Source organism: Succinimonas amylolytica DSM 2873 (assembly GCF_000378405.1).
Lineage (GTDB): Bacteria > Pseudomonadota > Gammaproteobacteria > Enterobacterales > Succinivibrionaceae > Succinimonas > Succinimonas amylolytica.
In genome coordinates, this window is sequence record NZ_KB899636.1 from 1,872,609 (window position 1) to 1,898,534 (window position 25,926).

Sequence of the window (25,926 nt, forward strand, 5' to 3'; positions counted from 1 at the left end):
GGTAAGACTGGCTTTTTATTGAGTTTTCGGGTTGCTGGCCCGGTTTTCAGGAATGGAGACGAAAATGTTTTACGGAATGTACGAAGGACTGGTAAGGCCCTGTCTTTTTCAGCTGAACGCTGAAACGGCTCATAATGTCACCATGAAATTAATGAATTTTATGGGACAGAGTTCCCTCCTGACCGGACTGATCCGGCAGAATGTGGAAAAGCGTCCCCGGAAGGTAATGGGGATCGAATTCCCGAATCCGGTAGGGCTTGCTGCGGGGCTGGACAAGGACGGAGTGGCTCTGAATGCTCTGGGGGCTCTGGGCTTCGGTTTTGTGGAAGTGGGAACCGTAACTCCGAAGGCCCAGCCTGGAAATCCCGGGCCCAGGCTGTTCCGGGTCATTCCGGCCGAAGGCATTATCAACCGTATGGGGTTTAACAATCTCGGAGTAGACAACCTGGTAGCCAACGTGCGGGAAAGCAGCTATGAGGGAGTTCTGGGCATCAATATCGGCAAAAACAAGACCACGCCACTGGAGAAGGCCGACGATGACTATCTGTACTGTCTGGAGAAGGTTTATCCGTATGCTACCTATGTTACGGTGAACATCTCCTCCCCGAATACTCCCAATCTGAGAACGCTGCAGCACGGTTCCGCACTGGAAAGCCTGATTGCGGCTCTTAAAAAGAAGCAGGCGGAGCTAAAAAACAGGTACAGCCGCTATGTTCCCCTGGCTGTCAAGCTGGCTCCGGAGCTTCTGGATTCGGAAATTGCCGAGGTTTGCGGGATATTCCGGAAATACGGAGTGGACGGAGTGATTGCTACCAATACCACCCTGGATCGGGAAATGATACGGGATATGCCTCATGTGACCGAGGCTGGCGGATTAAGCGGCAGACCGCTGTTTCAGAAAAGCACGGCAAAGCTGAAAAAAATCCGGGAGGAACTTAAGGGGGAAATTCCGATTATCGGTGTCGGCGGCATTGATTCCCCGCTGGCGGCCCGGGAAAAGCTGGCGGCCGGTGCTGATCTTCTGCAGATCTACACAGGCTTCATCTACAAGGGACCGAAGCTCATCAAGGACATTGTGGAAAATCTCTGAAGACCGGTTTTCCGGGGCAGGCCTCCCTTAATCCCAGTCCGGCAGATAGAGTTCCGGACCAGGATTAAGAGGGGCTTTTTTTATTCCCGGAAAACATCCGCTATTTCTCCAGGAATCCCGAAACGGTACCGGACTTTTAAAGTAAACGCGGGCCCCTGTTTCGCGCTTTCCATGAAAAAAGCTTCTTTTTGTTCCGAATCCTCATTTTTTAGGAGGTGCCGCCGTGGCATCTTATGCGGGCACTGTCCCGCCGTGCTATAATGGCGGAGTTTTTACCCGGCGGTTTCAGGTTTGTCAGAATGTTTTTCCGGAAAGCCGCTACGGGGCAGATAATAATAAGGAGCGGGCTTGATCCGTTTCTGCGTTCAGCGAGTATTATAGGAGTTTCCTAATGACTGTAATAAAACAGCAGGACTTTATTGATTCCATCTATGAGGCACTGCAGTACATTTCTTATTACCATCCGGTTGATTTTGTCAGAGGTCTCAAAAAAGCCTACGACCGGGAGCAGAATCCGGCCGCCAAATCAGCTATTGCTCAGATTCTGGTTAACTCCAAAATGTGCGCCATCGGACATCGGCCGCTCTGTCAGGACACCGGCATTGTAACCTGCTTTGTAAAGATCGGCCGCAATGTTACCTTTGAGGGCGACATGCTGGTGCAGGACATGGTGAACGAGGGCTGCCGGAGAGCCTACTGCTCTTCTGAGAATCCTCTTCGTAAAAGTGTGCTGAAGGATCCTGCCGGAAACCGTGTCAATACCCGGGACAACACTCCTGCTGTAACCCATATTGAATTTATCGAAGGTGACAAGGTGGTTGTGGAAATTGCTGCCAAGGGCGGCGGGTCTGAAAACAAGACCAAGATGGCCATGCTGAATCCTTCAGATTCTATTGAGGACTGGGTACTGGATCAGCTTCCTCATATGGGGGCCGGCTGGTGTCCTCCGGGCATGCTGGGTATCGGTATCGGCGGTACCGCTGAAAAGGCAGCCCTTATGGCCAAGGAAGCTCTGATGGAGCCGATTGATATTGACGACCTTATCAGGAAGGGGGCCGAGACTGCTGAAGAAAAGCTTCGTCTCAGTCTCTATGACAAGGTTAACCGTCTGGGCATCGGCGCTCAGGGACTGGGCGGCCTTACCACTGTTATGGATGTGAAGGTCAAGAGCTTCCCGACCCATGCCGCCTCCAAGCCGGTATGCATGATTCCGAATTGCGCTGCCACGAGACACGTATCCTTTGAGCTCGACGGTACAGGACCGGTGGATCTGGTGCCGCCTTCTCTGGACGAATGGCCGGATATTGAGGTTGGCGGCAGCGACAATGCCAGAAGAGTTAATCTCGATACCGTAACCAAGGAGGAGATGGCTACCTGGAAGAGCGGCGAGACTCTGCTTCTCAATGGTACCATTCTTACCGGCCGCGACGCTGCTCACAAGAAGATCTGCGATCTTATTGCCGAAGGAAAGCCGCTGCCTGACGGAGTGGACTTCCATGGCAAGTTTATCTACTATGTGGGACCGGTAGATCCGGTAGGTGATGAAGTGGTAGGTCCGGCAGGTCCCACCACCTCCACCAGAATGGACAAGTTTGTGGAAACCATGCTGAGCAAGACCGGACTTTACGGCATGATCGGCAAGGCTGACCGCGGTCCGGCTGCCGTGGCCTCTATCAAGAATCACAAGGCTGTTTATCTTATGGCCGTAGGCGGTGCCGCCTATCTGGTGTCCAAGGCCATCAAGAAGGCCCGGGTGCTGGCATTCCCGGAGCTGGGAATGGAGGCTGTGTACGAGTTTGAGGTACAGGACATGCCGGTAATGGTGGCCGTGGATTCCGAGGGCAGCAACGTTCATGTTAACGGCCCTGCCGAGTGGCGTGAAAAGATCCTGGCCATTGACTTCAAGTATCTTGAATAGTATTTTCTGAGTTTGGGTCATGAACTCATGACTCCAGAAGGAGAGCTTTGTGAAAAATCGGAGCTCTCCTTTTTAATTGCCGGGGTTGCTGTTTCTGCTCCGGTTTAAGGATAATTTCAGTGAGTCTGCTGGAAAACCGTATTGCGGAATTCCGCGGGATCAGTACGTGCTGTCAGGAGCGACGGTAAGGGAATCCCCGGATCCGAAACAGAAATGACAAACATACAGGGCCTTACAGGTGAAACGCCACCACGGCAAAAATGCGGAGTTTTAATTCAAGGATCAGAGAACAAAAGATAAACAGAAAGAAAAGGAAAATAAAGAAAAACGGAAAAGCGGGCAGGAAAGTCATGGCGGTGAGGAAGGGATTTGAACCCTTGATACGGTTTATGCCGTATACACGCTTTCCAGGCGTGCTCCTTCAACCACTCGGACACCTCACCGCACCGGAAACGAATGCTATTTTACTGATTCTCAGAGGTAAAGCAATATTTTTTTGAAAAAAGTTACCTTCAGGGTATTTAAGCGGTGCTTTTTTAGTCGTTTTGTTTATTAAATGACCATCTGAAAACAAAAAAAGCTGGATGGGGCGGTAAAAAAGTCCTGTACGGGAATGGAGCAGGCCTGAGGAACTCATTAATGAAGGGATCTGGGGGATGGGAAGTCCGGGGCAGAAGCCTCTTTTATGAAGAAAATTTATGGGGGAACCAAAAACCGGTTTTAAAAGCATTCCCTACATTCAGGCTCTCTGAAATCTAATAGTCCTTAGGTGTAAAAGAACCCAAAAATCCGATTGTCTGTGGGGGCGTGCCCCGCACTCCAGGGTGCAGTTTACGCCCTGTAGGCTTTTAAAACCTTAATTCATCAATGTCAGAAATCTGCTTTCTAAGGTCGCTAAGCTCCAGGTGAAGTCGCCATCCTCTTTCTGTTTCGCATACCTCACCTTCTCTGAACCCGATTTTACGATGGTAAATTTCCTTGCTAGGATCGCATTCCCGGGCTCTCAGAACCTTACAAGGAAAGTCATCGGCATCAATTGTTACCTCCAGGTTAGGGTGCTGTTCCCACAGTTCCTTTAAGCTAATCCAAAGAGTATTGTCTTTTCTCACATCCATTCTGATTTCCTCCGGGCTGTATTAAACAGTCAGTCCTGCTTTATTCTGTTTTTGATATATTATAAGCTAATAATCAAGTATTATTTCTTTCTGGTGGGTAATTTCTCGAATTTGAGCGCATTCTTTTTAATCGTATGTAACTGACGGTTAGAAATGCTTTAATCTTCATAACTGAAAATTATCCTGTCAGATCATGATAGCCTGGAATCAGATGCCGTGCCATGAAAGAGACGCAATGCGATGAGGGCGGGGCAAGAAGAAAAAACAGAATGAAGAGCAGGGAGAAGCAAGAAAAAGATTTAAAAGGAGGGAAAGAAATCTGGCGGTGAGGAAGGGATTTGAACCCTTGATACGGTTTATGCCGTATACACGCTTTCCAGGCGTGCTCCTTCAACCACTCGGACACCTCACCGCACCGGAAACGTGGCCTATTGTACCTGATCGAAATTTTAATGCAAGAGTTTTTTTTCCTGGCGCCGTTTTTCAGCAAATTCCCCGGTGGATCCGTTCTTTAGTCTTCTGAAAAGGGAAGCGGATCGGCTTCCGGGGAGGAAATTTGCAGTCATATAAGGCACTGCGATTATAATGGCAGGAGCTGATAATTGCCGGATGCCGTAACAGGTCCGGATTCCGATATTTCCGAGGTTTTTATGAAAGTTCCCGAAAGCTGCCGCTGTTTTTCATGTAATGGCATGATGATTTTTGACATTGCTTCGCAGGAGCTTAAGTGCGGGCACTGCGGCACCCATCTCCCCGTTCCGGAGTATGACCGCCGCTCCCGGGAATCCGGATCGGGTACCGGTGCCGCAGAACCGGTCGGTGCTCCGGAGAAAAACCGGAAGCGTCCGGGACGCCGTCAGGTTTACTCCTGCGCCTCCTGCGGCGGTGCGATTTATCCCGGTATTCTGAGCGCTTCTGAAAAATGTCCGTTCTGCGGAGCGGTCATTGTTTTTTCAGATCGGATCAGCGCCGCGGAGGAGCCGGATTTTATTATCCCATTTCAGAAGGACCGGGAATATTTTCTTAAGGAATACCGGAAGCTCCTGAACCGGCGGCATTTTATTCCGCGGAGTTTCCGAACCGAGGCCCGGGAAAACGGTATTGCTGCCCGCTACATTCCCTTCTGGATATACGATGTTGCGGCCTCGGGCCGGGCCCGGATTCTGGCCGAGAAAATTGTTAAAAAGAGTGAGCACTGTTTCGAGCATACGGCATTTGACTGCTCCGGTGCCGGAAGCCGGGAGTTTCACGGGGTGCCCCAGGACGGGACCACGGAGCTGGATGACCGGGAATCCCAGAGCATCGAGCCCTATGACATGACGCGGGGTGTACCGTTCAGTGCCGGCTATCTCTCGGGGCTGGATGCCAGAATTGCGAACCGTAATGCCGGAAGAAGCTTTGCGGAGGCAGAAAGGCGGGTAACTGTTTCCCTGGATCGCCTGCTAATGCCGGAAGGGGAATACGATGCCGTAAGCTTTGCCGAAAGACACTATAAAATCACGCCTTTGTCCGTAAGATATGCCATGCTACCTGTATGGCGGCTGGAAATGAGCTACCGTGGGAAATGCTATCCCTATGTTATGAACGGACAGACCGGAAGGCTTACCGGCGATTTTCCGGTAGCGCTCGGCAATGCCGGATTCGGAGTGTTTCTTCTGACGGTGCTGGTCATTACCGGGGTAATTGAGCTGGGCTTTCTGGCCGACAGTCTGCCCGGATTTCTGCAGCTTCTGGTTCCTCTGCCGATGCTTTTTCTGGCAGGAGGAATCTGGTATGTGCTTTACCGGACCCGGATCCCTTTTGTGTTCGAGCATTCCGGAGTGGCGTACGGCGGCGGTTTTCTGGCGTTTCTTATTACTGCCGCCGAGCTTCTGAGGCTTATTTCTGCGGGAGACGATGGAGAATCGGCACTTATGATCGGGTTTGTGCTGGCGGTAGGGTATTTTTTTCTGCTCTGGGCATCTCTTAAATCGCGTCTGGACGATGAAACGGGAGACAGCCTGTCCGTAAGAGCCCGGGATGCGGATGCCTACGCGGTTCCGGAAAAGGATATCCGGGGGGAGCAGACGGTTTCTGTGGCCGGTACCTATATTTCTAAAACACGGAGTCTGAGAAAGGATTACTATGCTGCGAAGAGTGAAGGCGGGAAATAGCAGAAAAGCCATCTGACAGTGCACGACAGGCAGCAGTTATGAATGTGAACGGCCGGTCCCAGCAAGGAATCTGAATCCTGAAAAACGGCGTTATGGTCTCAGAAAGCCCGGTATTCCGGGAAAACGGGGCGGGAAGAACCGGCTACTGGGGCTCTGTGATGTCCCCGGTGAGGGCTCCGAGAGCGGAAATCAGATCCGCAGGACTGAGGCCGACGGAAAACCCGCGTCTTCCGCCGCTTACCAGTATTTCCGGAAGGCCCAGCGCCGACGCTGCCAGAATGGTGACGGTGCGCCGCTTCTGGCCGAAGGGGCTGATGCCGCCGCAGACATAGCCGGTGAGTCTTTCGGCATCCTCGGGCTTTACCATTTCGGCATTTTTCACCCCGGCGATTCTGGCGGCGTTTTTCAGGTTCAGATTGCAGTTGACCGGGATTACCGCAGTGATGTAGGTCTTTTCATGATGAATGAGCAGGGTTTTAAAAACCTCGTTCTGATCCCTGTTAAGCTCGTTTGCGGCGATATGCCCGAAATCGTGCTTCGCGCCATTGCATTCGTATTCGTAGGTCTTATAGGAAATCTTCTTGCTGTCAAGGAATCTGGTGGCAGGTGTCTGCATGTCGGAATACTCCATTCTGTTGCCGTGCCGGTGTTTCGGGGCTCAGAGCCGCATCCGGGTTCCGGTCTTTTACTGTCACATGATACCACAGAGCGATTCTCTTATTACAGACCGCAGCAGATATTCCCGGTGCCGGAACTGTAACGCGGAGCTGTCTCGGGAAAAAAAGAACGGGAAAGGAAAAGGAAGCCGGGAAAAGGAGGCTTCCGGGGGCAGAAGAGCCGGCTATTCCTGCTCAAGCTTCTGAAAAACTTCAGTGCAGCCGAAGAATTCAGCGATTTTTTCAGAGGTGGCGTGGCTTCCGTTTTCGTAGCCGATTTTTATGGAGATCCTGCCGGAGACGGCATCACCGTTTATCAGCGAGAAATGAAGATATCTGACTCCGTATTCATCCTGATCCTCAATGGCTTCCAGCTCGGCCCTGGCAAAGGTGAAATCAAAGCGCAGATCGGTTTTCCAGTATTCGTTAAGATTGGCCAGCACAAACCTGACGGTGTCGCCGTTCATAATGCGCGTTATGGAAAACTTCTGATCGATAACGATGGTACTGTCGTTGGGGAAGGACACAAAATTGAAGGAATTCAGGTACGACTGACGCCTGCTTAGTTCGCCGCTGATGCTGTCGTTATGGTTATCGGACATTTACGGTTGCCTCCCCGCGCCGCCGCTTTGCTGTGATAATGGTGGATACTGGTGTTTGCCGGTGAGTTTTCGTGCTGGGCAGTGTGAAACGAATCTCCCGAAAAACGTCTATATTTTAAGCCTTTTATCCTTTTTGTCACGAAGATCCAACAATCTTATAGCTAAATCGTGAAGTGTTTTTACTTTCAGATCCCGGGGGGCCGGATTTTGCGATAAGGAGCAATACTGATTTCTGATGATTTTCCGGCTTGCTGATTATTTTCAGGGCCCGGTTCCGGCTCCGGAAGTACCTTTTTACTGAAAATCGGAGCGGTGATGCCATTCCGGAATACAGCGGATATGCTATATTTAGCGATGCGGAACAGCTGTTCCCTCCCGGCATGTTTCGGGATCGGAGTTCCTGCCCGGAAAGCCGGAGATCTGCCTGAAAATGACAGAGACGGAGCAGCGTTTTTTTACAGTGATAATTAGGAACACTCAAGGCTGAAACAGGGAATGCCGTATGACCAGCAACAATGATAATCCGTCCCGGGAGACTGCGGGAAAACAGCCCTCATCCGGGAATTCTGACCGGAAGTTTGACAGGTCATTCCGGAAGGAATACCTTCATCCCCGGTTTATCCCGGTCTGGATTCTTCTGGGAATTGCCGGAATTCTGGCCTTTGTTCCTCCGGTGATCCGGGATCTTGCAGCGGATTTTCTGTACCGGCCCCTGATGCGGCTTCCCTTTAAGCAGAAGAAGATTGTGCGTGTCAATCTCAGACTCTGTTTTCCTGACAGCACCGAGGAGGAGCTCGATCGCATCACCGCTGATTTTTTCCGGGTGGGGCTCAAGGTCGTGCTGGGCTACGGGGAGGCTTTTTTCAGATCGCAGAGCTATCTTCGCAAAACCTATATGGTCACCGGCGAGGAGCATTTCCGGGAGGCTCTTTCTCTCGGAAAGCCCGTGATTTTCATGGCCCCCCATGCCTGGGCCATTGATCATGCCGGCCTTTTTCTTTCGGCATCGGGGCTTACCATGTGCACCATGATGCACACCTCCAGGAATCCGGTCTATGACTGGTTTATGAATTCCATGAGACTCAAGTTCGGCGGCAAGGTTTATGAAAGAGGCGCCGGACTTAAGTCCATTGTGCGGGCTCTCCGGGACGGCTATCACTCCTTCTTTCTTCCGGATCAGGATCTCGGGACGGCGAATTCGATTTTTGTCAGATTTTTTGCCGAAGAGAAGTGTACCCTGACGGTAATGCCCCGGCTGGCCAGAATGGCAGATGCGGTGGTGGTGCCCATGTTTTCCTGCTACAACGAGGAGCACCACAAATACGAGGTGGTGTTCGATCGCTATTTTGAGGGCTATCCTTCAGGGGATCTGGAGGCGGATGTCAGAAGAATGAATGCGGCCATCGAGAAGCTGGTTACCGGAAGAGAAAAGCAGTATATGTGGTTTCTGAAATTCTTTAAAACCCGCCGGGACGACCGGGGCGTCTACTGAAAAGTCCCGGAAGGTCCCCGCAGATACGGGCCGGCCTCCCGGGAGGTTTTTTGCGGTTTCGGTTGTTTTAATGTGATCAAGGTTTTATAATTCCCTTCTGGAAACGGTTAACCAGACGCGGAAACCTGTCCGGTTTTTCAGACTATCATCCTGAACAATATTGGGTATAAACATGTTTTTTGAAAAAATTGCAGCTGCTCCGGCAGATCCTATTTTAGGTCTTACAGAAGAGTTCAAGAACGATTCCCGCGCCGAGAAGATTAATCTCGGTGTCGGCATTTTCAAGAATAACGAAGGCCAGACTCCGATCCTTAAGTGCGTTAAGAAGGCTGAGGAAATCATTCTTGCCACCGAGAAGACCAAGAGCTATCTGCCCATTGTTGGCGCTCCGGAATACGGCAGACTGGTACGCGAGCTGGTTCTGGGAAAGGACAGCGAGATTCTGGCAGCAGATCGTGCCCGTACTGCTCAGGCTCCCGGCGGCACCGGCGCTCTCCGTGTTGGCGCAGATTTCCTGAAGCAGCAGAATGTAACCGCCAAAATCTGGATTTCCGATCCTACCTGGGCCAATCATATGCAGGTATTCGGCAAGGCAGGTCTGGAAATCGGCCGCTATGCCTACTATGACAAGGCTACCCAGGGTCTGGATTTCGAAGGTATGAAGAACGATCTGAGAACCAAGGCCAAGGCCGGAGATGCAGTGCTGCTTCATGCGTGCTGCCACAATCCTACCGGTATTGATCCTGATGCCGCTCAGTGGGAGGAACTGGCTAAGCTGGTTGCCGAACTCGGTCTTCTGCCGTTCTTTGATTTTGCCTATCAGGGCTTCGGCAACGGCATTGATGAGGATGCCGCCGGTATCAGAGCCTTCCTTAAGTACAATCCGGAAGTTCTTATCGCCAGCTCCTTCTCCAAGAACTTCGGCCTTTATAACGAGCGTATCGGTGCCATTACCGTGGTGTCTGCCACCAAGGACGATGCTGATCGCGTGTTCTCCCAGCTCAAGATTGCGGTTCGTGCCAATTTCTCCAATCCTCCGGTCCATGGTGCCAGCATTGTTACTACCGTTCTTTCCACTCCGGAGCTGCGTGCTCTCTGGGAGGAAGAGGTTAAGGAAATGCGTGACCGCATCAAGGAAATGCGTTCCCTCCTGGTGGACAAGCTTAAGGAACGCAATGCCAAGGTTGATTTCAGCTTTATCAACAACCAGTACGGCATGTTCTCCTTCTCCGGACTTAGCAAGGAGCAGGTAGCCCGTCTCAAGTCCGAGTTCGGTATTTACATTGTCGGCAGCGGCCGTATCAGTGTGGCAGGCATTACCACCTCCAATATTGATCCGCTCTGCGATGCCATTGTAAAGGTGCTCTGATTCCCGGAGCCTGCGGGTTTTGCGCTAATCCGGGGCAGCCGGAACAGACAGTGATTTCCGGGACTCCCCGGTAACAGTCAGAAAAGAGGCCGTGTCCTGCGATGCGGCCTCTTTTGCTGCCGGTCAGTAAAAGAATCCGGGAAGCTCGCAGTTTGTCAGGATGACAGCAGGACTGTATTTGATGGGCTGGTCTCAGGAATAAATCAGCCGGAACGGGGAGCGTTTTTTCGGAGAGGGCAGTTTAGACAGAAGTTTGATTTCTGTCATAAATTCAAGTGTTTTTTTAGCGATTTCGGCACTCTCTTTTAAAGTTTTGAGGGGATTAACCGATAAGGGTGAGTCGGTATGGTAAATTGAGACTGACGATCAATGATTAACAGTCTTCAGCATGAAACAGTATTTAAGAGGCAGCGTATATGGCTATGTATGTAAACACCAATTCGTCATCCCTGAATGCCCAGCGCATGATGGCAAATTCAACCAATGCGCTGGATACCTCCTACAAGAGACTGGCTTCCGGTCTCAGAATAAACAGTGCCAAGGATGATGCTGCGGGACTCCAGATTTCCGACCGTCTGACCTCGCAGGTAAACGGGCTGGATCAGGGCAACAGAAATGCTCAGGACGGCATTTCTCTGGCACAGACCGCCGAAGGTGCCATGGATGAAATGGTAACCATGTATCAGAGAATCCGTACTTTGGCGCTGCAGGCTGCCAACGGCACCAATTCCGCTGATGACCGGAAGGCCATTCAGCAGGAGGTCTCCTCTCTCTGTGCTGAAATTGACCGTATCAGCAACGATACCACCTGGGGCGGCGAAAAGATTCTTGACGGCACCAAGGGAACCGGCACCAAGGGACAGGTGGATTTCCAGGTGGGAGCCGATGCCAATCAGGTTATTTCAGTAAATCTGAAGGCTACAGTGAAGGACAAGAATAATGCAGACCAGACTGCAGGTGGCTGGTCTGTAAAGGATCTGGCCACAGCCTTTGGCACTGCCGGAGACGATGTATTTAAAGACATTACTGCTACAGATTTTTCTGGCAGCGAGGGCAAGGCATTTGATGTGGAAAACCATGCTCAGGATGTTCTTGGCTGCGTTGATAAGTTTATTGCCGCGGTGGATGCCAAGAGAGCCGAGTTCGGTGCGGTGCAGAACCGTCTGGAATCCACTATCAGAAACCAGAGCAATGTTTCGGAAAACGTGGCTGCAGCCAGAAGCCGGATTCGCGATACCGACTTTGCCTCCGAGTCGGCAGCTATGACGCAGCAGAACATTATTCAGCAGGCATCTCAGAGTATTCTTTCTCAGGCCAATCAGAGACCTCAGGCTGCTCTCAGTCTTCTGGGAGGCTGATTCTGAGAAGTTCCAGAGTACCAAAACCGGGCATGTCCCGGTTTTTTAGTTTTCGGGGCGGAATATTCCGGCACAGTGTGCGGGTGAGGCGGCATCGTTCTCCTCCGAAATATTGTGAGCCAGACCGGTTCCGGAACTTAAAATGGTAAAGATCCGCGGGAAACGGCCGCTCTTTATGCAGGGATAGAGTCAGAATATAAAAAAGAAGCTCCGGAGCGTCCAGGATGCTGCGCCGGTGTCTGAACCGCGTTTACCGGGGACTTCTTCTCAGGATATCAGCTATGGCTATTTACATTACTACAAATACAGCCTCGCTGTTCGCTCAGCGAATGCTGGCAAATACCCAGAATGCGCTGGATGCATCCTACAGGCGCCTGGCCTCCGGACTTCGGATCAACAGTGCCAGGGATGATCCTGCCGGACTTCAGATAGCGAACCGTCTCACCTCTGAAATTGAAGGGCTGACCCAGGGCAACCGCAATGCCCAGGACGGTATTTCCTTTGCCGCGGTGGCCGAGGGAGCCATGGACGAAATGACCAGTATGTACCAGAGGATCCGCGTTCTGGCACTTCAGTCCGCCAGCGGAACTATGTCATCCCGGGATCGGCAGGCTCTTCAGGAGGAGGTGTCGTCTCTTTGCGCTGAAATTGACAGGATTTCAAAGGATACCACCTTCGGCGGTGAGAAGATTTTTGAGAGAGAGGAGGGGAACCGGAGTATTTCCTTCCAGGTGGGGGCCTATGCCGGGCAGACCATTTCCATGTCGCTAGATGCCGGCTTTACCAGAAAGAATGATTCCGGCGAGGCTGAAACAGTCCGGGCCGGAAAATGGTCGGTGGCTGCTCTGGCTGATGCCATGGGGATTTCCGAGGGACTGACCTCCTCGGATCCCCTGCAGTATTCCGGTTCTGACGGCATGGCCTTTGATATCTCCACTCAGGAGGGGGCTACGAAGGTGCTGGAACACATTGACGGCTTTATTGCGGCCGTTGACAGCAAGAGAGCCTATTTCGGGGCCATTCAGAATCGTCTCGATTCCACAATCAGGTACCAGAGCAACACTATTGAAAATCTTTCCCAGGCCCGGAGCCGCATCCGGGACACTGACTATGCTGCGGAGATTGCGAACATGATGCAGCAGAACATCATGCTGCAGGTGGTACAGGCTATTCTAAGCCAGGCAAATCAGCGGCCGCAGATGGCTCTGAAGCTTCTTGGTATGTGATGCCCGGCGGTACGTTCCGGCGGATTTGTCTGTTCTTGTGAAAGTCCCGGTAAAAGTTCCATTGTAAGTCCTGCTACCAGACTTCTGTGTGCTATGAGACACTGATCCTTGTCTGGACGTTTTTTTTTTTTCTATGGGGCGAGCTTCGTCTGCGCTTTTCAGGGCTGTCAGATATGGGGAGCGCTGAACTATAGCGCAACGGTACGGATGACAGTGGCAGGTAACCTTGGAATCAGAAATAGCCGAAAAGTCGTTACGTAGCCTCATTCTGTTTTAGACTGTGATCTCTGTCTGATTATTGGTGAATATTTAACCAGAACTGTTAAGTTTTTGAGAAAAGGACCGCTAAGTAGTCATGAATCAGGGATTATCCCCCTGAAATATAACAATCCAGCCCCATGATGGCTGAGTTAAAAAATGAGAGGAAAATAAAATGGCTCTGTATGTAAACACCAACGTTTCGTCGCTGAATGCCCAGCGCATGATGGCTAACTCCACCAATTCCCTAGATACCTCCTACAAGCGTCTGGCCTCCGGTCTCCGTATCAACAGTGCCAAGGACGATGCCGCAGGTCTCCAGATTTCTGACCGTCTGACCTCTCAGATTAACGGTCTCAATCAGGGCAACCGCAACGCGCAGGACGGTATCTCCTATGCCCAGACCGCTGAAGGCGCTATGGACGAGATGGCAAATATGTTCCAGAGAATCAGGACTTTGGCTCTCCAGTCTGCCAACGGTACCAACAGTACTGAAGACCGTACGGCACTTCAGCAGGAAGTAACCGCCCTCTGCGGGGAAATCGACAGGATCAGCTCCCAGACCACCTTTGCCGGCGTTAAACTGCTGGATGGCACCGCTACTGATGTAGCATTCCAGGTAGGAGCTGATAGCAATCAGACCATTTCTGTGAACATGAACAAGTTTAGAAAGTCTGACGGAACAGATGCCACATTGGCGGCCGGCGGCTGGACTGTGGCAAATATGAATACTGCCATTAACGGAACCAGTCATACCTTGACCGCCGCCGGAGCTTTTGATATCTCCGGTGCTGATGGTACCAAGGCTCAGGCTGTTCTGGGAACTATTGACAAGTTCATCGCTGCCGTGGATGCCAAGAGAGCTGACTTCGGTGCCGTGCAGAACCGTCTGGAATCCACTATCCGGAACCAGAGCAACGTTTCCGAAAACGTCAGCGCAGCCAGAAGCCGTATCCGCGACACTGACTTCGCTTCCGAGACTGCTGCCATGACCCAGCAGAACATTATCCAGCAGGCCTCCCAGTCCATTCTGAGCCAGGCTAACCAGAGACCGCAGGTAGCACTGAGTCTCCTGGGGTAACAGGCGGAAAGTAGCTGAATTCAGGGATAAAACGGCCGGACTTTATGTCCGGCTTTATATTTTCGGGGTAAGGAAGGAACAGAATTTTCCGTTACCATATTGTCTGGTGCCTGGCACTTTAAGTCTTATGTGACGGAAGACTCATTTTTTAATAATCCCGGTCCGGGAAACACCGGTTTCGGTAAAGATTCCTGAAAAGATTCCGCTAAATGGTCATGAGCGGCAGGACCGCAGACATATTTCAAAAGGTTCCCATGAAAGGAACCTGCAGCATAAGATTGAGAGGAAAACAAAATGGCACTTTATGTTAATACCAATGTATCGTCCCTGAATGCCCAGCGCATGATGGCCAACTCCACCAATTCCCTGGATACCTCCTATAAGCGTCTGGCTTCTGGTCTTCGTATCAACAGTGCCAAGGACGACGCCGCCGGCCTCCAGATTTCCGATCGTCTGACTTCCCAGGTTAACGGTCTTAACCAGGGTAACCGTAATGCCCAGGACGGTATTTCCATGGCACAGACAGCAGAAGGCGCCATGGACGAAATGGTCTCCATGTACCAGCGCATCCGCACACTGGCTCTCCAGTCTGCCAACGGCACCAACAGCTCTGAAGATCGCACTGCTCTTCAGCAGGAGGTTGATTCCCTGTGCGCTGAAATTGACAGAATTTCCAAGGATACTACTTTCGGCGGCAGTGATCAGCGCCTCCTTACCGGTGAAAAGTCTACTGTTGTAGCTACCTCAGGCCTGTCAGCCGGTTCTGCAGCCGCCCATAACAGAACTAGCTCGACTGTGGATTTTCAGGTAGGTGCAGATGCCGAACAGAAGATCTCTATAGAGCTTAGCCTGAAATCCGGGGCCAACAAGCTGGGGTTCAGTGTGGCTGATGTGGCTCTTGCCAATGGCTTTTCGGATGGAAAATATCTGGAGGCTGACGTTGCGGGGCAGGCGGATAAGGGAAAGGACAGATTTCTGAAGCAGGGCGCTACCACTGCCAATGCCAGTTTTGACATTTCCTCTGCCAAAACCGCCCAGAACACTCTGACACACATTGATAAGTTTATTGCCTCTATCGACAGCAAGCGTGCCGAACTGGGTGCTGTGCAGAACCGTCTGGAATCCACTATCCGGAACCAGAGCAACGTTTCCGAAAACGTCAGCGCAGCCAGAAGCCGTATCCGCGACACTGACTTCGCTTCCGAGACTGCTGCCATGACCCAGCAGAACATTATCCAGCAGGCCTCCCAGTCCATTCTGAGCCAGGCTAACCAGAGACCGCAGGTAGCACTGAGTCTCCTGGGGTAACAGGCGGAAAGTAGCTGAATTCAGGGATAAAACGGCCGGACTTTATGTCCGGCTTTATATTTTCGGGGTAAGGAAGGAACAGAATTTTCCGTTACCATATTGTCTGGTGCCTGGCACTTTAAGTCTTATGTGACGGAAGACTCATTTTTTAATAATCCCGGTCCGGGAAACACCGGTTTCGGTAAAGATTCCTGAAAAGATTCCGCTAAATGGTCATGAGCGGCAGGACCGCAGACATATTTCAAAAGGTTCCCATGAAAGGAACCTGCAGCATAAGATTGAGAGGAAAACAAAATGGCACTTTATGTTAATACCAATGTATCGTCCCTGAATGCCCAGCGCATGATGGCCAACTCCACCAATTCCCTGGATACCTCCTATAAGCGTCTGGCTTCTGGTCTTCGTATCAACAGTGCCAAGGACGACGCCGCCGGCCTCCAGATTTCCGATCGTCTGACTTCCCAGGTTAACGGTCTTAACCAGGGTAACCGTAATGCCCAGGACGGTATTTCCATGGCACAGACAGCAGAAGGCGCCATGGACGAAATGGTCTCCATGTACCAGCGCATCCGCACACTGGCTCTCCAGTCTGCCAACGGCACCAACAGCTCTGAAGATCGCACTGCTCTTCAGCAGGAGGTTGATTCCCTGTGCGCTGAAATTGACAGAATTTCCAAGGATACTACTTTCGGCGGCAGTGATCAGCGCCTCCTTACCGGTGAAAAGTCTACTGTTGTAGCTACCTCAGGCCTGTCAGCCGGTTCTGCAGCCGCCCATAACAGAACTAGCTCGACTGTGGATTTTCAGGTAGGTGCAGATGCCGAACAGAAGATCTCTATAGAGCTTAGCCTGAAATCCGGGGCCAACAAGCTGGGGTTCAGTGTGGCTGATGTGGCTCTTGCCAATGGCTTTTCGGATGGAAAATATCTGGAGGCTGACGTTGCGGGGCAGGCGGATAAGGGAAAGGACAGATTTCTGAAGCAGGGCGCTACCACTGCCAATGCCAGTTTTGACATTTCCTCTGCCAAAACCGCCCAGAACACTCTGACACACATTGATAAGTTTATTGCCTCTATCGACAGCAAGCGTGCCGAACTGGGTGCCGTGCAGAACCGTCTGGAATCCACTATCCGGAATCAGAGCAACGTTTCCGAAAACGTCAGCGCTGCCAGAAGTCGGATCCGCGACACTGACTTCGCTTCCGAGACTGCCGCCATGACCCAGCAGAACATTATCCAGCAGGCCTCCCAGTCCATTCTGAGCCAGGCCAACCAGAGACCGCAGGTAGCTCTGAGTCTCCTGGGGTAACAGGCGGAAAGTAGCTGAATTCAGGGATAAAACTGCCGGACTTTGTGTCCGGCTTTCTCTTTTAGGGGTAAGGGGGAACTGAAATTTCTGTTATCGTATTATCTGGTGTGGGTGATGTTAGAGTCATTGTGACAGAAAACACATTTTTCTAATTACGCTCTGATAAATGCCGGTTTTGGTTAAAGTTTGGGCAGTGTTTTCCGCTAAAAGGACATGAAGCGCGGAACATCTTTAAAGCAATATCCTGCCGCACAACTATAAAAACAGTGATTCCGGAACAGGAATCCCATTTGAGAGGAACAAAATTATGGCACTTTACGTTAATACCAATGTATCGTCCCTGAATGCCCAGCGCATGATGGCCAACTCCACCAGTTCTCTGGATACCTCCTACAAGCGTCTGGCCTCCGGTCTTCGTATCAACAGTGCCAAGGACGATGCCGCCGGTCTTCAGATTTCTGACCGTCTGACCTCCCAGATTAACGGCCTTAATCAGGGCAACCGCAATGCTCAGGACGGCATTTCCTTCGCCCAGACTGCTGAAGGTGCCATGGACGAAATGACCAATATGTACCAGCGGATCCGTACCCTGGCTCTCCAGTCTGCTAACGGCACTAACAGCACCGATGACCGCAAGGCTCTCCAGCAGGAAGTTAAGGCCCTGTGCGCGGAAATTGACAGAATTGACACTGATACCACCTGGGGCGGCGAAGCTCTCCTCTCCCGTGGTTCCATATCCTTTCAGGTTGGTGCTGATTCTGGGCAGACCATTTCCATTGATACCAAGGGTAAGATAGGCGATGAGGCTATTGCCAATTGGCATGTGCAGTCTGTGGCCAATGCTATTAAAGCCTCAGAAGGTGATGACGGGGAGGCAGTTGCCAATTATGTCACCGACGGAGCTCTGGATATTTCCACTGCTGACAAGGCACAAAAGGTACTGGCCAATATCGATAAGTTCATTGCTGCAGTGGATTCAAAGAGAGCTGAATATGGTGCTGTGCAGAACCGGCTGGAGTCCACAGTCAGAAATCAGAGCAACGTTTCCGAAAACGTCAGCGCAGCCAGAAGCCGTATCCGCGACACTGACTTCGCTTCCGAGACAGCTGCCATGACCCAGCAGAACATTATCCAGCAGGCCTCCCAGTCTATTCTGAGCCAGGCAAACCAGAGACCGCAGGTGGCTCTGAGTCTTCTCGGATAAGGAGATAATGCAAGGAAAGATCCGGGCGGATTCCTTTAACAGGGGGCTTCCGGGTCGTTCCAGGAAAACCGGTTTGTTTTTCCTCTTAAATATAAACTTAATTTGAACCTTTTGACGACCTCTTTTTCGGGGTCGTTTTTTTATGTCCGGTGCGGCCGGACAAGGGTTCTGGATGATTCTTTCGGGAAATAGTTCCTTCCGGTTTCTGTATCCCTGAGGCAGTGTTTTCCATAATCCGGTATTTTCTTGAAGGCGGTTATATTCTGACCGGGATCAAAGGTTTAGCGCTGAAAAGGGGACAAGTTTTCCGGAAGAGCATATTTTTCTAAGCGGTACGGGGGCCGCGCCAGGCAATATGCCGCATAAATCCCCGGGCCTCTGGTACATATGACAAAAGAGATCCTTTTATGAAAACACCTATTAATCCGTTCAGACTGCTAAGGACTGGAATGCTTGCGGCCGCGACAGGGTTTTTGCTGGCAGTTTCCGCCTGCGGAACGCTGCCGGAGCCATCATCCCTGAAGGGGCTTTCACTGGAAGGTCAGTCCCGTCAGGAATATATCGCAGAAAGGATAAATGGCTACTTTCATCCGGCGGCGGGAGAGGTTCCGGTGCCGCCATTTGCCGCACCTTCAGGAATTTCCCATCGGTGTTTTAATGCGAACGGAGTAAAGCTTGAGACGCTTTCCCGGGAAGGGGCTGCCGGAGGGCGGGTGGTACTGCAGTTTCACGGGGGCGGCTATATCCTGCCACTTACCGATCTTTACCGGATGTGGGGCGTAATGCAGCTTGAGCAGGCAGCCGCCGGAATGCTGGTTATGGTGGATTACCGCATCTCTCCCGGACATCAGTATCCGGCAGCCCTGGAGGACGCTCTCAGCGCTTACCGGTACATTTTGGAACAGGGCGTCAGGGCCGGAGATATTGTAGTTATGGGGGATTCCGCCGGCGGTAATCTGGCTCTCGCCCTGGCGGTGCAGCTCCGGGAGCTGGGACTGCCGGAACCCGGAGCCATGGTGCTGTTTTCTCCCTGGACCGCCATGACTGCGGATTATCCCTCCCGGGAAACTAACAGAGAGCGGGATCTGGTGCTGGGAGTTACTGCCAATCCGGTGATGTATCATGAGGTGCGGCAGCCATCCTATGCCGGGGCTGTTCCCCTGGCCGATCCCCGGCTTTCTCCGGTAAATGCCGACCTTTCAGGTTTGCCGCCGCTTCTTATTCAGGCCGGGCAGTATGACATGTTTATGGATGAGGCGATGGATCTTTTAAGAAAGGTCAGCGCGGCCGGCGGCGAGGCCCGGTTTACCGTTTATCCCGGCATGCCCCACGATTTTCAGATATTCATGCCGGAGCTTCAGGAGAGCATTGATTCCTTCCGGGAGGTGGCTGATTTTATAGATGCTCATTACCGGGCCGGTGTAAAGAGGTGATGTCCGGGAGTTTGGTATGGTCCTGTTTCTTTTCCGGCAGTCTGCTTGAATAATGCTCATGTCGCTCTGCGGGAGTTTGGCCGCTCTCCTGCTTCAGATAAAGAGTGTCATATTTCTGAAAATGCTGATGACGGCCGCTTTTTTGATCTCTTTCAAAAAATCTGCTATTTCCCGGAATTTCGCGTCCGATTTGGTTAAAGTCCCTGATGTTCTGGCCGCTAAGCGATCAGAGGGAGTATATGTTCCCCTGATTAGTATTATAAAACCGGCGGCAGCACTGTTTTCTGCCGTTTGGGATATGACATAGCTAAACTGAGAGAAATAAAATCCGGAGGTGCTGTTATGGCTCTTTACTTAACCAACATAGCCTCAATCAATGCTCAGCGCATGCTGGCGAATTCCACCAATGCCCTGGATACCTCCTACAAGAGACTGGCATCCGGCCTGCGTATCAACAGTGCCAAGGATGATGCTGCAGGGCTTCAGATTTCAAACCGGCTGACCTCCCAGATCAACGGTCTTAATCAGGGTAACAGAAACGCCATGGACGGTATTTCCTTTGCGCAGACTGCCGAGGGAGCCATGGATGAAATGACCACCATGTACCAGCGGATCCGTACCCTGGCACTCCAGGCCTCCAACGGCACCAATTCCGATGAGGATCGCCAGGCTATTCAGCAGGAGGTCTCCTCGCTCTGTGCCGAAATCGATCGGATTTCCAAGGATACCACCTATGGCGGCATGAATGTTTTTGAGAGAGGCTCATCCGATCAGACCATATCCTTCCAGGTGGGGGCCAATGCCAATCAGACCATTTCCATGAATCTGGCTGCGAAGTTTCAGAAGCCCAAGGATGGCGGCGGCACCGAGGAGGTTACGGCGGCAAAGTGGTCGGTAAAGGAGCTGGCGGCTGCCATGGGGGTTACGGACGGCATTGCCGACTGTGACAGTGATGATTTTTCAGGATCGGACGGGAAGGCCTTTGATGTCAGCACTCAGGCCGGAGCCCAGAATGTCCTTGCCAATATTGACAAGTTTATTGCCGCAGTGGACAGCAAGAGGGCGGAGTTCGGAGCCGTGCAGAACCGGCTGGAATCCACTATCAGGAATCAGAGCAATATTGCGGAGAATGTTACTGCTGCCAGAAGCCGGATCCGTGATACCGACTTTGCTGAGGAAACCTCTAATATGATTCAGCAGAACATTATCCAGCAGGCAGCGCAGGCGATGCTGAGCCAGGCAAACCAGAGGTCCCAGATGATTCTGAGTCTCCTGGGTGGGTAGTGCGGACACAAAAAAATCCGGATCAGCCGGATTCCTTTGCAGGCGGAGGGAGAGCTTCGAAAGAGCTCTCCCTGTTTTTGCTTCAGTTCCCGGGCCTGGACAGTGCCGTTCTCGGAAGCATTTTCTGCCGTATTAGTCCTCGGCCGGCATCATGAGTCCGCCGAAAGCCGCGATCATAGCAGGGATCATCTTGCAGTATTCGCCGGACATCAGGGCCAGATCAGCATCAATCTGCACGGCCGGATCGTCGGAGACGGTCACATTCTCTTCAAGTACGGTGTCGGAAAGCCGGATTCTCTTGAAGCTGAAGTCGGAGTCGATAATAAAGGAGATTTCCTCGTTAAGGGAAAGAGCCAGGCTGGTTACCATCTTTCCGGCTTCGAGATGGGTCTTGATTTCGTCGCTGGAAAGATCCTGCTTCTTGGCTCTGATAATGCCGTTTTCAGACTTGAGCTCGGTTTCGTCCCCGATAATCACCCCGTCCGGGGCGTCATCCTTGGAGAGCCAGTCGGTCAGGCAGGAGCTGATGTCGTTGTTAACGGCAATCGGCTTGGCCGGGAATGAGTTCAGTCCCTTGCGGAGCAGGGCCAGAATATCGTCGCAGACCTTGCCGCTGGTGGAATTTACTGCCACGTAGCCGTACTGGGCGTTGATCCACAGCCAGACCTCCTTGTGAATCGGGAAGGCCTTGGGCAGGAGCTCGGTGATAATATCGGCCTTGATATCGTCGCGTTCCTTTTTGCGGACAGTGCGGGCCTGGGTGCTCTGAATTTCGTCAATCCGATCCGCCAGCATTTCGTTCACCACGCTGGAAGGAAGCATCTTCTTTTCAAAAAGGCAGCGGAAGAAGTAATCATTGCCGATTTTGTGAACCAGCATTGGTTCCTGGGTTTTGTTGCCCATAACGTCAGTCCAGCCGAAACGAACCAGATCCTGACCCTGACACGGCTGAAATTTCTGCTTTGAGATAAGTTCGTTTAATTCATCAGGCGAATATTTAAAGGGGGTTTCAAGATGATAAACCCTCATGCTCTTAAACCACATCTGGTCAGTACCTCTTTGCTGTATTGTTAATCTTGAATTGCCCGGGGCTGCAGGAGAGCCGGAAGCCGGCCGCTTCGGAATTTCCGGTGTCCGCTGTGAAACAGCGGGGCGGGAAAGCCGGAACCCCGATCCGAAGTCTGGGAAGTTTACCACTTTTTCGGAAAACCTTGTAGACGGGGCTGGCGAGAGTGCGGTACTGGGCGTATTTTAAGCCTTAAAATTTCCGGAAATCTGATTCCGGAAGTTCTTTAAAGCTTCCATGCAGGGATTGACGGCTAATATACAGATCTTTTATTGATCTTGATGAGATGTCTATACTGATATAATATCTAACTCTTTAAAAATAATTCATAAACATGTCTTTCCGTCTTCCGGAAAACTCCTGTCAGGGGCCATGATTCTGCACTTGCCCGATGAAGTGTGATTTTTTCAGAGGCCGGAAGGGCGGATGTGCTATAATGCACGGGTTATATTTTATGTTTTGTTTGTTTTGTGAGAATCAGTGAAATGAGCGATAACGGGAACAACAATCCTCCTGAGGATCAGAACTCCGAAGAGCAGCAGCCCCGGACCGAGGATTCGCGTCTTCAGCCATTGAATATCAGAACGGTAAAAATTACCGAGCAGTTAAAGACGGCATTTATCAATTATGCCATGAGCGTAATTGTGGACAGAGCGCTGCCGGACGTGCGGGACGGTCTCAAGCCGGTGCACCGCAGATGCCTTTATTCCATGTATATCAACGGTTTTGACAGCTCCGGGAAAACCGTGAAATCAGCCAAGGTGGTGGGCGATGTTATCGGTAAGTATCATCCCCACGGCGATACTTCGGCCTATGACACCCTGGTTCGCATGGCTCAGGACTTCTCTCTCAGGTATCCTCTGGTAATCGGGCAGGGAAATTTCGGAAATCTTGACGGTGACAAGGCTGCGGCCATGCGTTATACCGAAATCAAGATGTCCCGTCTTACCAATGAAATGGTAATGGATCTCGGTCCCCGCAACGATTTCAAGGAAACCGTCGATCAGGTGCCTAACTATGACGGCTCCGAGCTTATGCCCTCAGTTATGCCGAACCGCTTCCCGAACCTTCTGGTCAACGGTTCCTCCGGTATTGCTGTCGGCATGGCCACCAATATCCCCAGCCACAATATGCGGGAGGTTATCGATGCCACCCTGGCCCTGATGGATAATCCGGATATCGGCACTGATGGTCTTATGAAGCACATTCAGGGTCCGGATTTTCCGACAGGCGGTATTATCTACGGTGTTTCCGGCGTAAGAGAAGCCTATGAAACCGGTCATGGTTCCATTATCATCAGATCCCGCACCCACATTGAAGGAAAACCGGGCGAGAAGCAGAGCATTGTTATTGACGAAATTCCCTATAACGTCAACAAGAAGGAGCTGGTAACCCGCATCAATGCCTGTATCCGGGAAAAAATTATCGAGGGCATGACCGATGTCAACGATTACTCCGGCCGCAAGCATGACGTGCGTATTGTTATCGAGCTTCGCAAGGGCGAGGCGCCGGAAATTATCCTGAACCAGCTGTTCAAGCGTACCAACATGCAGATCAGCTATGGCATTAACATGCTGGCTCTCAACGACGGGCACCCGGAGGTAATGAATCTTAAGCAGATTCTGGGAGCCTTTATCAAGCATCGCCGGGAAGTGGTTACCCGCAGAACCGTGCATGATCTCAGACGTTCCCGGAGCCAGGCCCATCTTCTGGAAGGCATTCTGGTGGTGCTTTCCAACATTGATGAGGTGATCCGGATCATCAGGGAATCCCAGAACAAGACTGAGGCCAAAGAGGGGCTCATGAACCGCGGCTGGAGCTTCTCCCTTCTTGACAACCTGATTGCCAGAGCCGCCGATGGCTCCGAAATCTGCCGGCCGGAGGATCTGGAGGATCCTTCCTATGGCATTCATGACGGTCTTTACCACATTTCGGATCGTCAGGCAGAGAACATCCTCAACATGCCGCTCCATCGTCTCACCGGCATGGCGTACAACGAGGTTCAGGACACCTACACGGATCTTGTGGCTAAGATTCGCGGTTTCCTGGCAATTCTGGAAAACGACGCTGTTCTGGAGGATGTTATCAGAAAGGAGCTTATCCAGATCCGCGAGGACTACGGAGATAAACGCCGCAGCGAAATTCAGGGCGAACGTCCTGAAATTACCATGGAGGATCTGATCGTTCCTGAAACCGCGGTGATTACCATGTCCCGTACCGGCTATGTGAAGTACCAGCCTCTGGCTGAATACCGCGAGCAGAAGCGCGGCGGCCGCGGCAAGAGAGCCGCCAGGGTTAAGGACGAGGATGTTATCGATAATATTTATATCGTTAATACTCATGATACCATTCTCTGCTTCTCCTCCATAGGCAAGGTTTATCCTCTTAAGGTTTACGAGCTGCCTACCTCTTCTTCACAGTCCAAGGGACTCCCGATTGTCAACCTGCTGGCACTGGAGGAGAACGAGCGTATTATCAGCATTCTGCCGGTAGATAAATTCGATGACGAACGCTACCTGATGCTGATTACCAAGAAGGGTCTTATCAAGAAGACCCGGCTGTCCCTCTTCAAGAATCTCAGAAAGAACGGCATTCTGGCTATCAGATTCATGGAAGGAGACAGTCTGGCAGGAAGTGCCATCACCGAAGGCAAGGATGTTATCGGGGTGTTCTCGTCCAACGGCTATGCCGTGGTATTTAACGAATACTACGGAGCCCAGGACGGCGCTTTCGATGAGGACAGCGATGCTCCGGAAGCCGAAGACGATACCGCCGAGGATATTCCTGAGGCAGAGGATACTGAAGATTCCGATGACGATGTTTCCGTTTCTGCGGAAAAGGATATCTCCTCCTACTGGAATCCGGCTCCCGATGCCAGGTGCATCCGTCCTTCCGGACGTTCCTCCAGAGGCGTGCGTGCCATTAAGCTCGCTCCGGGAGCCGAAGTGGTTTCCATGGTGGTCTTCAAGCAGGACGGCGGCATGGTGCTTACTGTTTCCTCCAGCGGTCTCGGCAAGCTTACTCCGCTTTCCAAGTACCGTCTCTGCAGCCGTAACTGCAAGGGAGTGATATCCATTAAGCTGACACAGCATAACGGCAGTCAGGCGCAGGTTGTCGGGGTGCTCCAGGTGCAGAAGGATGATCAGATCGTTCTTATTACCAGCGACGGCATTCTGATCCGTACCAAGGTAGAACAGATCAGAGTCTGCGGCCGCTTCTCCCAGGGCGTGAAGCTTATCAATATTTCTGATAATTCAGAGCTCATTGCCGTAGAGAAGGTTCTGAGCGAGGATCTGGAAAACGATGCCGAGATCCGCGGACTTAACGTTCCTGACAGCGAAAACACCGGTGCATCCGGAGAAGCTCCGGAAGCCTCCGGAGATACCGCCGCTTCAGAGACTTCCGGGGATAACCCGTTAGCCGCATCTGAGGCAGCTCTTCAGGACGGAGATTCTGTACCGCAGGAATAAGGGAGATTTTTTCCGATAAATTGGAAGGGCAGGACCGGTCAGGGTTCTGCCCTTTTTGTGTGCTCGGCATGTTCTATATCTGTAGGGTGAAAGTCCCGAACACGACCGCTGGTGGTAAGTGTTAGCGAATTGCAAGGTGGTTACAGTAATGTAATAGCTGAAAGAAGCAATAGTGAAATCCCGAACTGACGTACAGGAATCACTTCAGGCAGGCAGAGTGGATAAGAGTGCAAAATAACTCGAAGTCCGATAGCCAGACGGAAACTCTGAATGTAAAGGTGGCAGTGGTGGGAGGAAAGATGTAGGGCTTACCCGAGGAGATCCTGTCAGCTCATTAATGGGTAGTAACAACGAATGGCAGGAAGTCAGCAGAGGCCGTAGTAGCGAGGAGTATGCGTGTGAAGGGCCGAACAAAACGAGTGTGAAAATTTAAGGAACGCAGCCAGAGTCCAGAAAACAAGGCATAAGACATAAGCGACGGCCGGCCTGCAGGGAAAGATAGCACGGAATGTGAAGGATACCTCAGGGGTGAGAT

At 51.7% G+C, this 25,926-nt stretch carries 18 protein-coding genes and 2 tRNA genes; 14 read left to right on the plus strand and 6 right to left on the minus strand.

All coding sequences use genetic code 11. The annotated features are described in order from the left end of the window. The first annotated feature begins 76 nt into the window (after positions 1-76). Together pyrD and F557_RS0108350 are read left to right on the plus strand one after the other, a co-directional pair. The gene (gene pyrD / locus F557_RS0108335) at positions 77-1,090 is read left to right on the plus strand and encodes a quinone-dependent dihydroorotate dehydrogenase (RefSeq protein ID WP_026297825.1); all 1,014 of its coding nucleotides are present in this window, start codon (positions 77-79) and stop codon (positions 1,088-1,090) included. Positions 1,091-1,481: 391 nt separating this feature from the next. Further along, positions 1,482-3,008, plus strand: coding sequence for a fumarate hydratase (locus tag F557_RS0108350; RefSeq protein WP_019001785.1), 1,527 nt, complete (start codon positions 1,482-1,484; stop codon positions 3,006-3,008). A gap of 351 nt (positions 3,009-3,359) precedes the next feature. Here the strand turns inward: F557_RS0108350 and F557_RS0108365 are convergent. The 3 genes from F557_RS0108365 to F557_RS0108380 form a co-directional block, all read right to left on the minus strand. Beyond that, positions 3,360-3,451, minus strand: a tRNA-Ser gene (locus F557_RS0108365). A 405-nt stretch (positions 3,452-3,856) separates the two neighbouring features. Next, positions 3,857-4,123 (minus strand): hypothetical protein, encoded by a 267-nt coding sequence (locus tag F557_RS0108370; protein WP_019001787.1) that lies wholly within the window; start codon positions 4,121-4,123, stop codon positions 3,857-3,859. Positions 4,124-4,443: 320 nt separating this feature from the next. Further along, positions 4,444-4,535, minus strand: a tRNA-Ser gene (locus F557_RS0108380). A gap of 190 nt (positions 4,536-4,725) precedes the next feature. Here F557_RS0108380 and F557_RS0108385 point away from each other — a divergent pair. Next, complete coding sequence (locus tag F557_RS0108385) at positions 4,726-6,276, plus strand: TFIIB-type zinc ribbon-containing protein (protein WP_019001789.1); 1,551 nt, start codon at positions 4,726-4,728, stop codon at positions 6,274-6,276. A 142-nt stretch (positions 6,277-6,418) separates the two neighbouring features. Here the strand turns inward: F557_RS0108385 and ybaK are convergent, their stop codons facing one another. Beyond that, on the minus strand, positions 6,419-6,907 hold the full coding sequence (ybaK, locus tag F557_RS0108390; protein ID WP_245539391.1) for a Cys-tRNA(Pro) deacylase: 489 nt from the start codon (positions 6,905-6,907) through the stop codon (positions 6,419-6,421). 210 nt (positions 6,908-7,117) lie between these two features. Beyond that, positions 7,118-7,534: a hypothetical protein gene (locus F557_RS0108400; RefSeq protein WP_019001792.1), complete on the minus strand. Its 417-nt coding sequence runs from the start codon at positions 7,532-7,534 to the stop codon at positions 7,118-7,120. A gap of 502 nt (positions 7,535-8,036) precedes the next feature. On the opposite strand from F557_RS0108400, the gene F557_RS0108410 reads away from it, so the two are divergent. The 10 genes from F557_RS0108410 (at position 8,037) to F557_RS0108460 (ending at position 20,855) form a co-directional block, all read left to right on the plus strand. After that, a complete protein-coding gene (locus F557_RS0108410) occupies positions 8,037-9,026 on the plus strand; it encodes an LpxL/LpxP family acyltransferase (protein WP_019001794.1) in 990 nt (329 codons plus the stop codon). 172 nt (positions 9,027-9,198) lie between these two features. Further along, positions 9,199-10,395: an amino acid aminotransferase gene (locus F557_RS0108415; RefSeq protein WP_019001795.1), complete on the plus strand. Its 1,197-nt coding sequence runs from the start codon at positions 9,199-9,201 to the stop codon at positions 10,393-10,395. 416 nt (positions 10,396-10,811) lie between these two features. Then, positions 10,812-11,753 carry a flagellin N-terminal helical domain-containing protein gene (locus F557_RS0108420; RefSeq protein WP_019001796.1) on the plus strand — a complete coding sequence of 314 codons (942 nt, stop codon included), beginning with the start codon at positions 10,812-10,814 and terminating at the stop codon, positions 11,751-11,753. 281 nt (positions 11,754-12,034) lie between these two features. After that, positions 12,035-12,979, plus strand: a complete 945-nt coding sequence (locus tag F557_RS0108425; protein WP_026297827.1) for a flagellin N-terminal helical domain-containing protein — start codon at positions 12,035-12,037, stop codon at positions 12,977-12,979. A 433-nt stretch (positions 12,980-13,412) separates the two neighbouring features. Further along, positions 13,413-14,318 (plus strand): flagellin N-terminal helical domain-containing protein, encoded by a 906-nt coding sequence (locus F557_RS0108430; RefSeq protein ID WP_019001798.1) that lies wholly within the window; start codon positions 13,413-13,415, stop codon positions 14,316-14,318. 294 nt (positions 14,319-14,612) lie between these two features. Further along, the gene (locus tag F557_RS0108435; RefSeq protein ID WP_019001799.1) at positions 14,613-15,626 is read left to right on the plus strand and encodes a flagellin N-terminal helical domain-containing protein; all 1,014 of its coding nucleotides are present in this window, start codon (positions 14,613-14,615) and stop codon (positions 15,624-15,626) included. A gap of 294 nt (positions 15,627-15,920) precedes the next feature. Next, positions 15,921-16,934, plus strand: coding sequence for a flagellin N-terminal helical domain-containing protein (locus F557_RS0108440; RefSeq protein WP_019001799.1), 1,014 nt, complete (start codon positions 15,921-15,923; stop codon positions 16,932-16,934). A gap of 307 nt (positions 16,935-17,241) precedes the next feature. Further along, positions 17,242-18,138 carry a flagellin N-terminal helical domain-containing protein gene (locus F557_RS0108445; protein ID WP_019001800.1) on the plus strand — a complete coding sequence of 299 codons (897 nt, stop codon included), beginning with the start codon at positions 17,242-17,244 and terminating at the stop codon, positions 18,136-18,138. A gap of 407 nt (positions 18,139-18,545) precedes the next feature. Next, positions 18,546-19,571 (plus strand): alpha/beta hydrolase, encoded by a 1,026-nt coding sequence (locus tag F557_RS0108450; protein WP_026297828.1) that lies wholly within the window; start codon positions 18,546-18,548, stop codon positions 19,569-19,571. Between the two features lie 342 nt (positions 19,572-19,913). Next, entirely contained in the window at positions 19,914-20,855 is a 942-nt protein-coding gene (locus F557_RS0108460; protein ID WP_019001803.1) for a flagellin N-terminal helical domain-containing protein, read from the plus strand. Between the two features lie 132 nt (positions 20,856-20,987). Here F557_RS0108460 and F557_RS0108470 read toward each other — a convergent pair whose 3' ends face one another. After that, positions 20,988-21,899 (minus strand): recombination-associated protein RdgC, encoded by a 912-nt coding sequence (locus F557_RS0108470; protein WP_026297829.1) that lies wholly within the window; start codon positions 21,897-21,899, stop codon positions 20,988-20,990. 507 nt (positions 21,900-22,406) lie between these two features. On the opposite strand from F557_RS0108470, the gene gyrA reads away from it, so the two are divergent. Further along, positions 22,407-25,391 carry a DNA gyrase subunit A gene (gene gyrA, locus F557_RS19345; RefSeq protein WP_019001806.1) on the plus strand — a complete coding sequence of 995 codons (2,985 nt, stop codon included), beginning with the start codon at positions 22,407-22,409 and terminating at the stop codon, positions 25,389-25,391. Positions 25,392-25,926 lie beyond the last annotated feature (535 nt).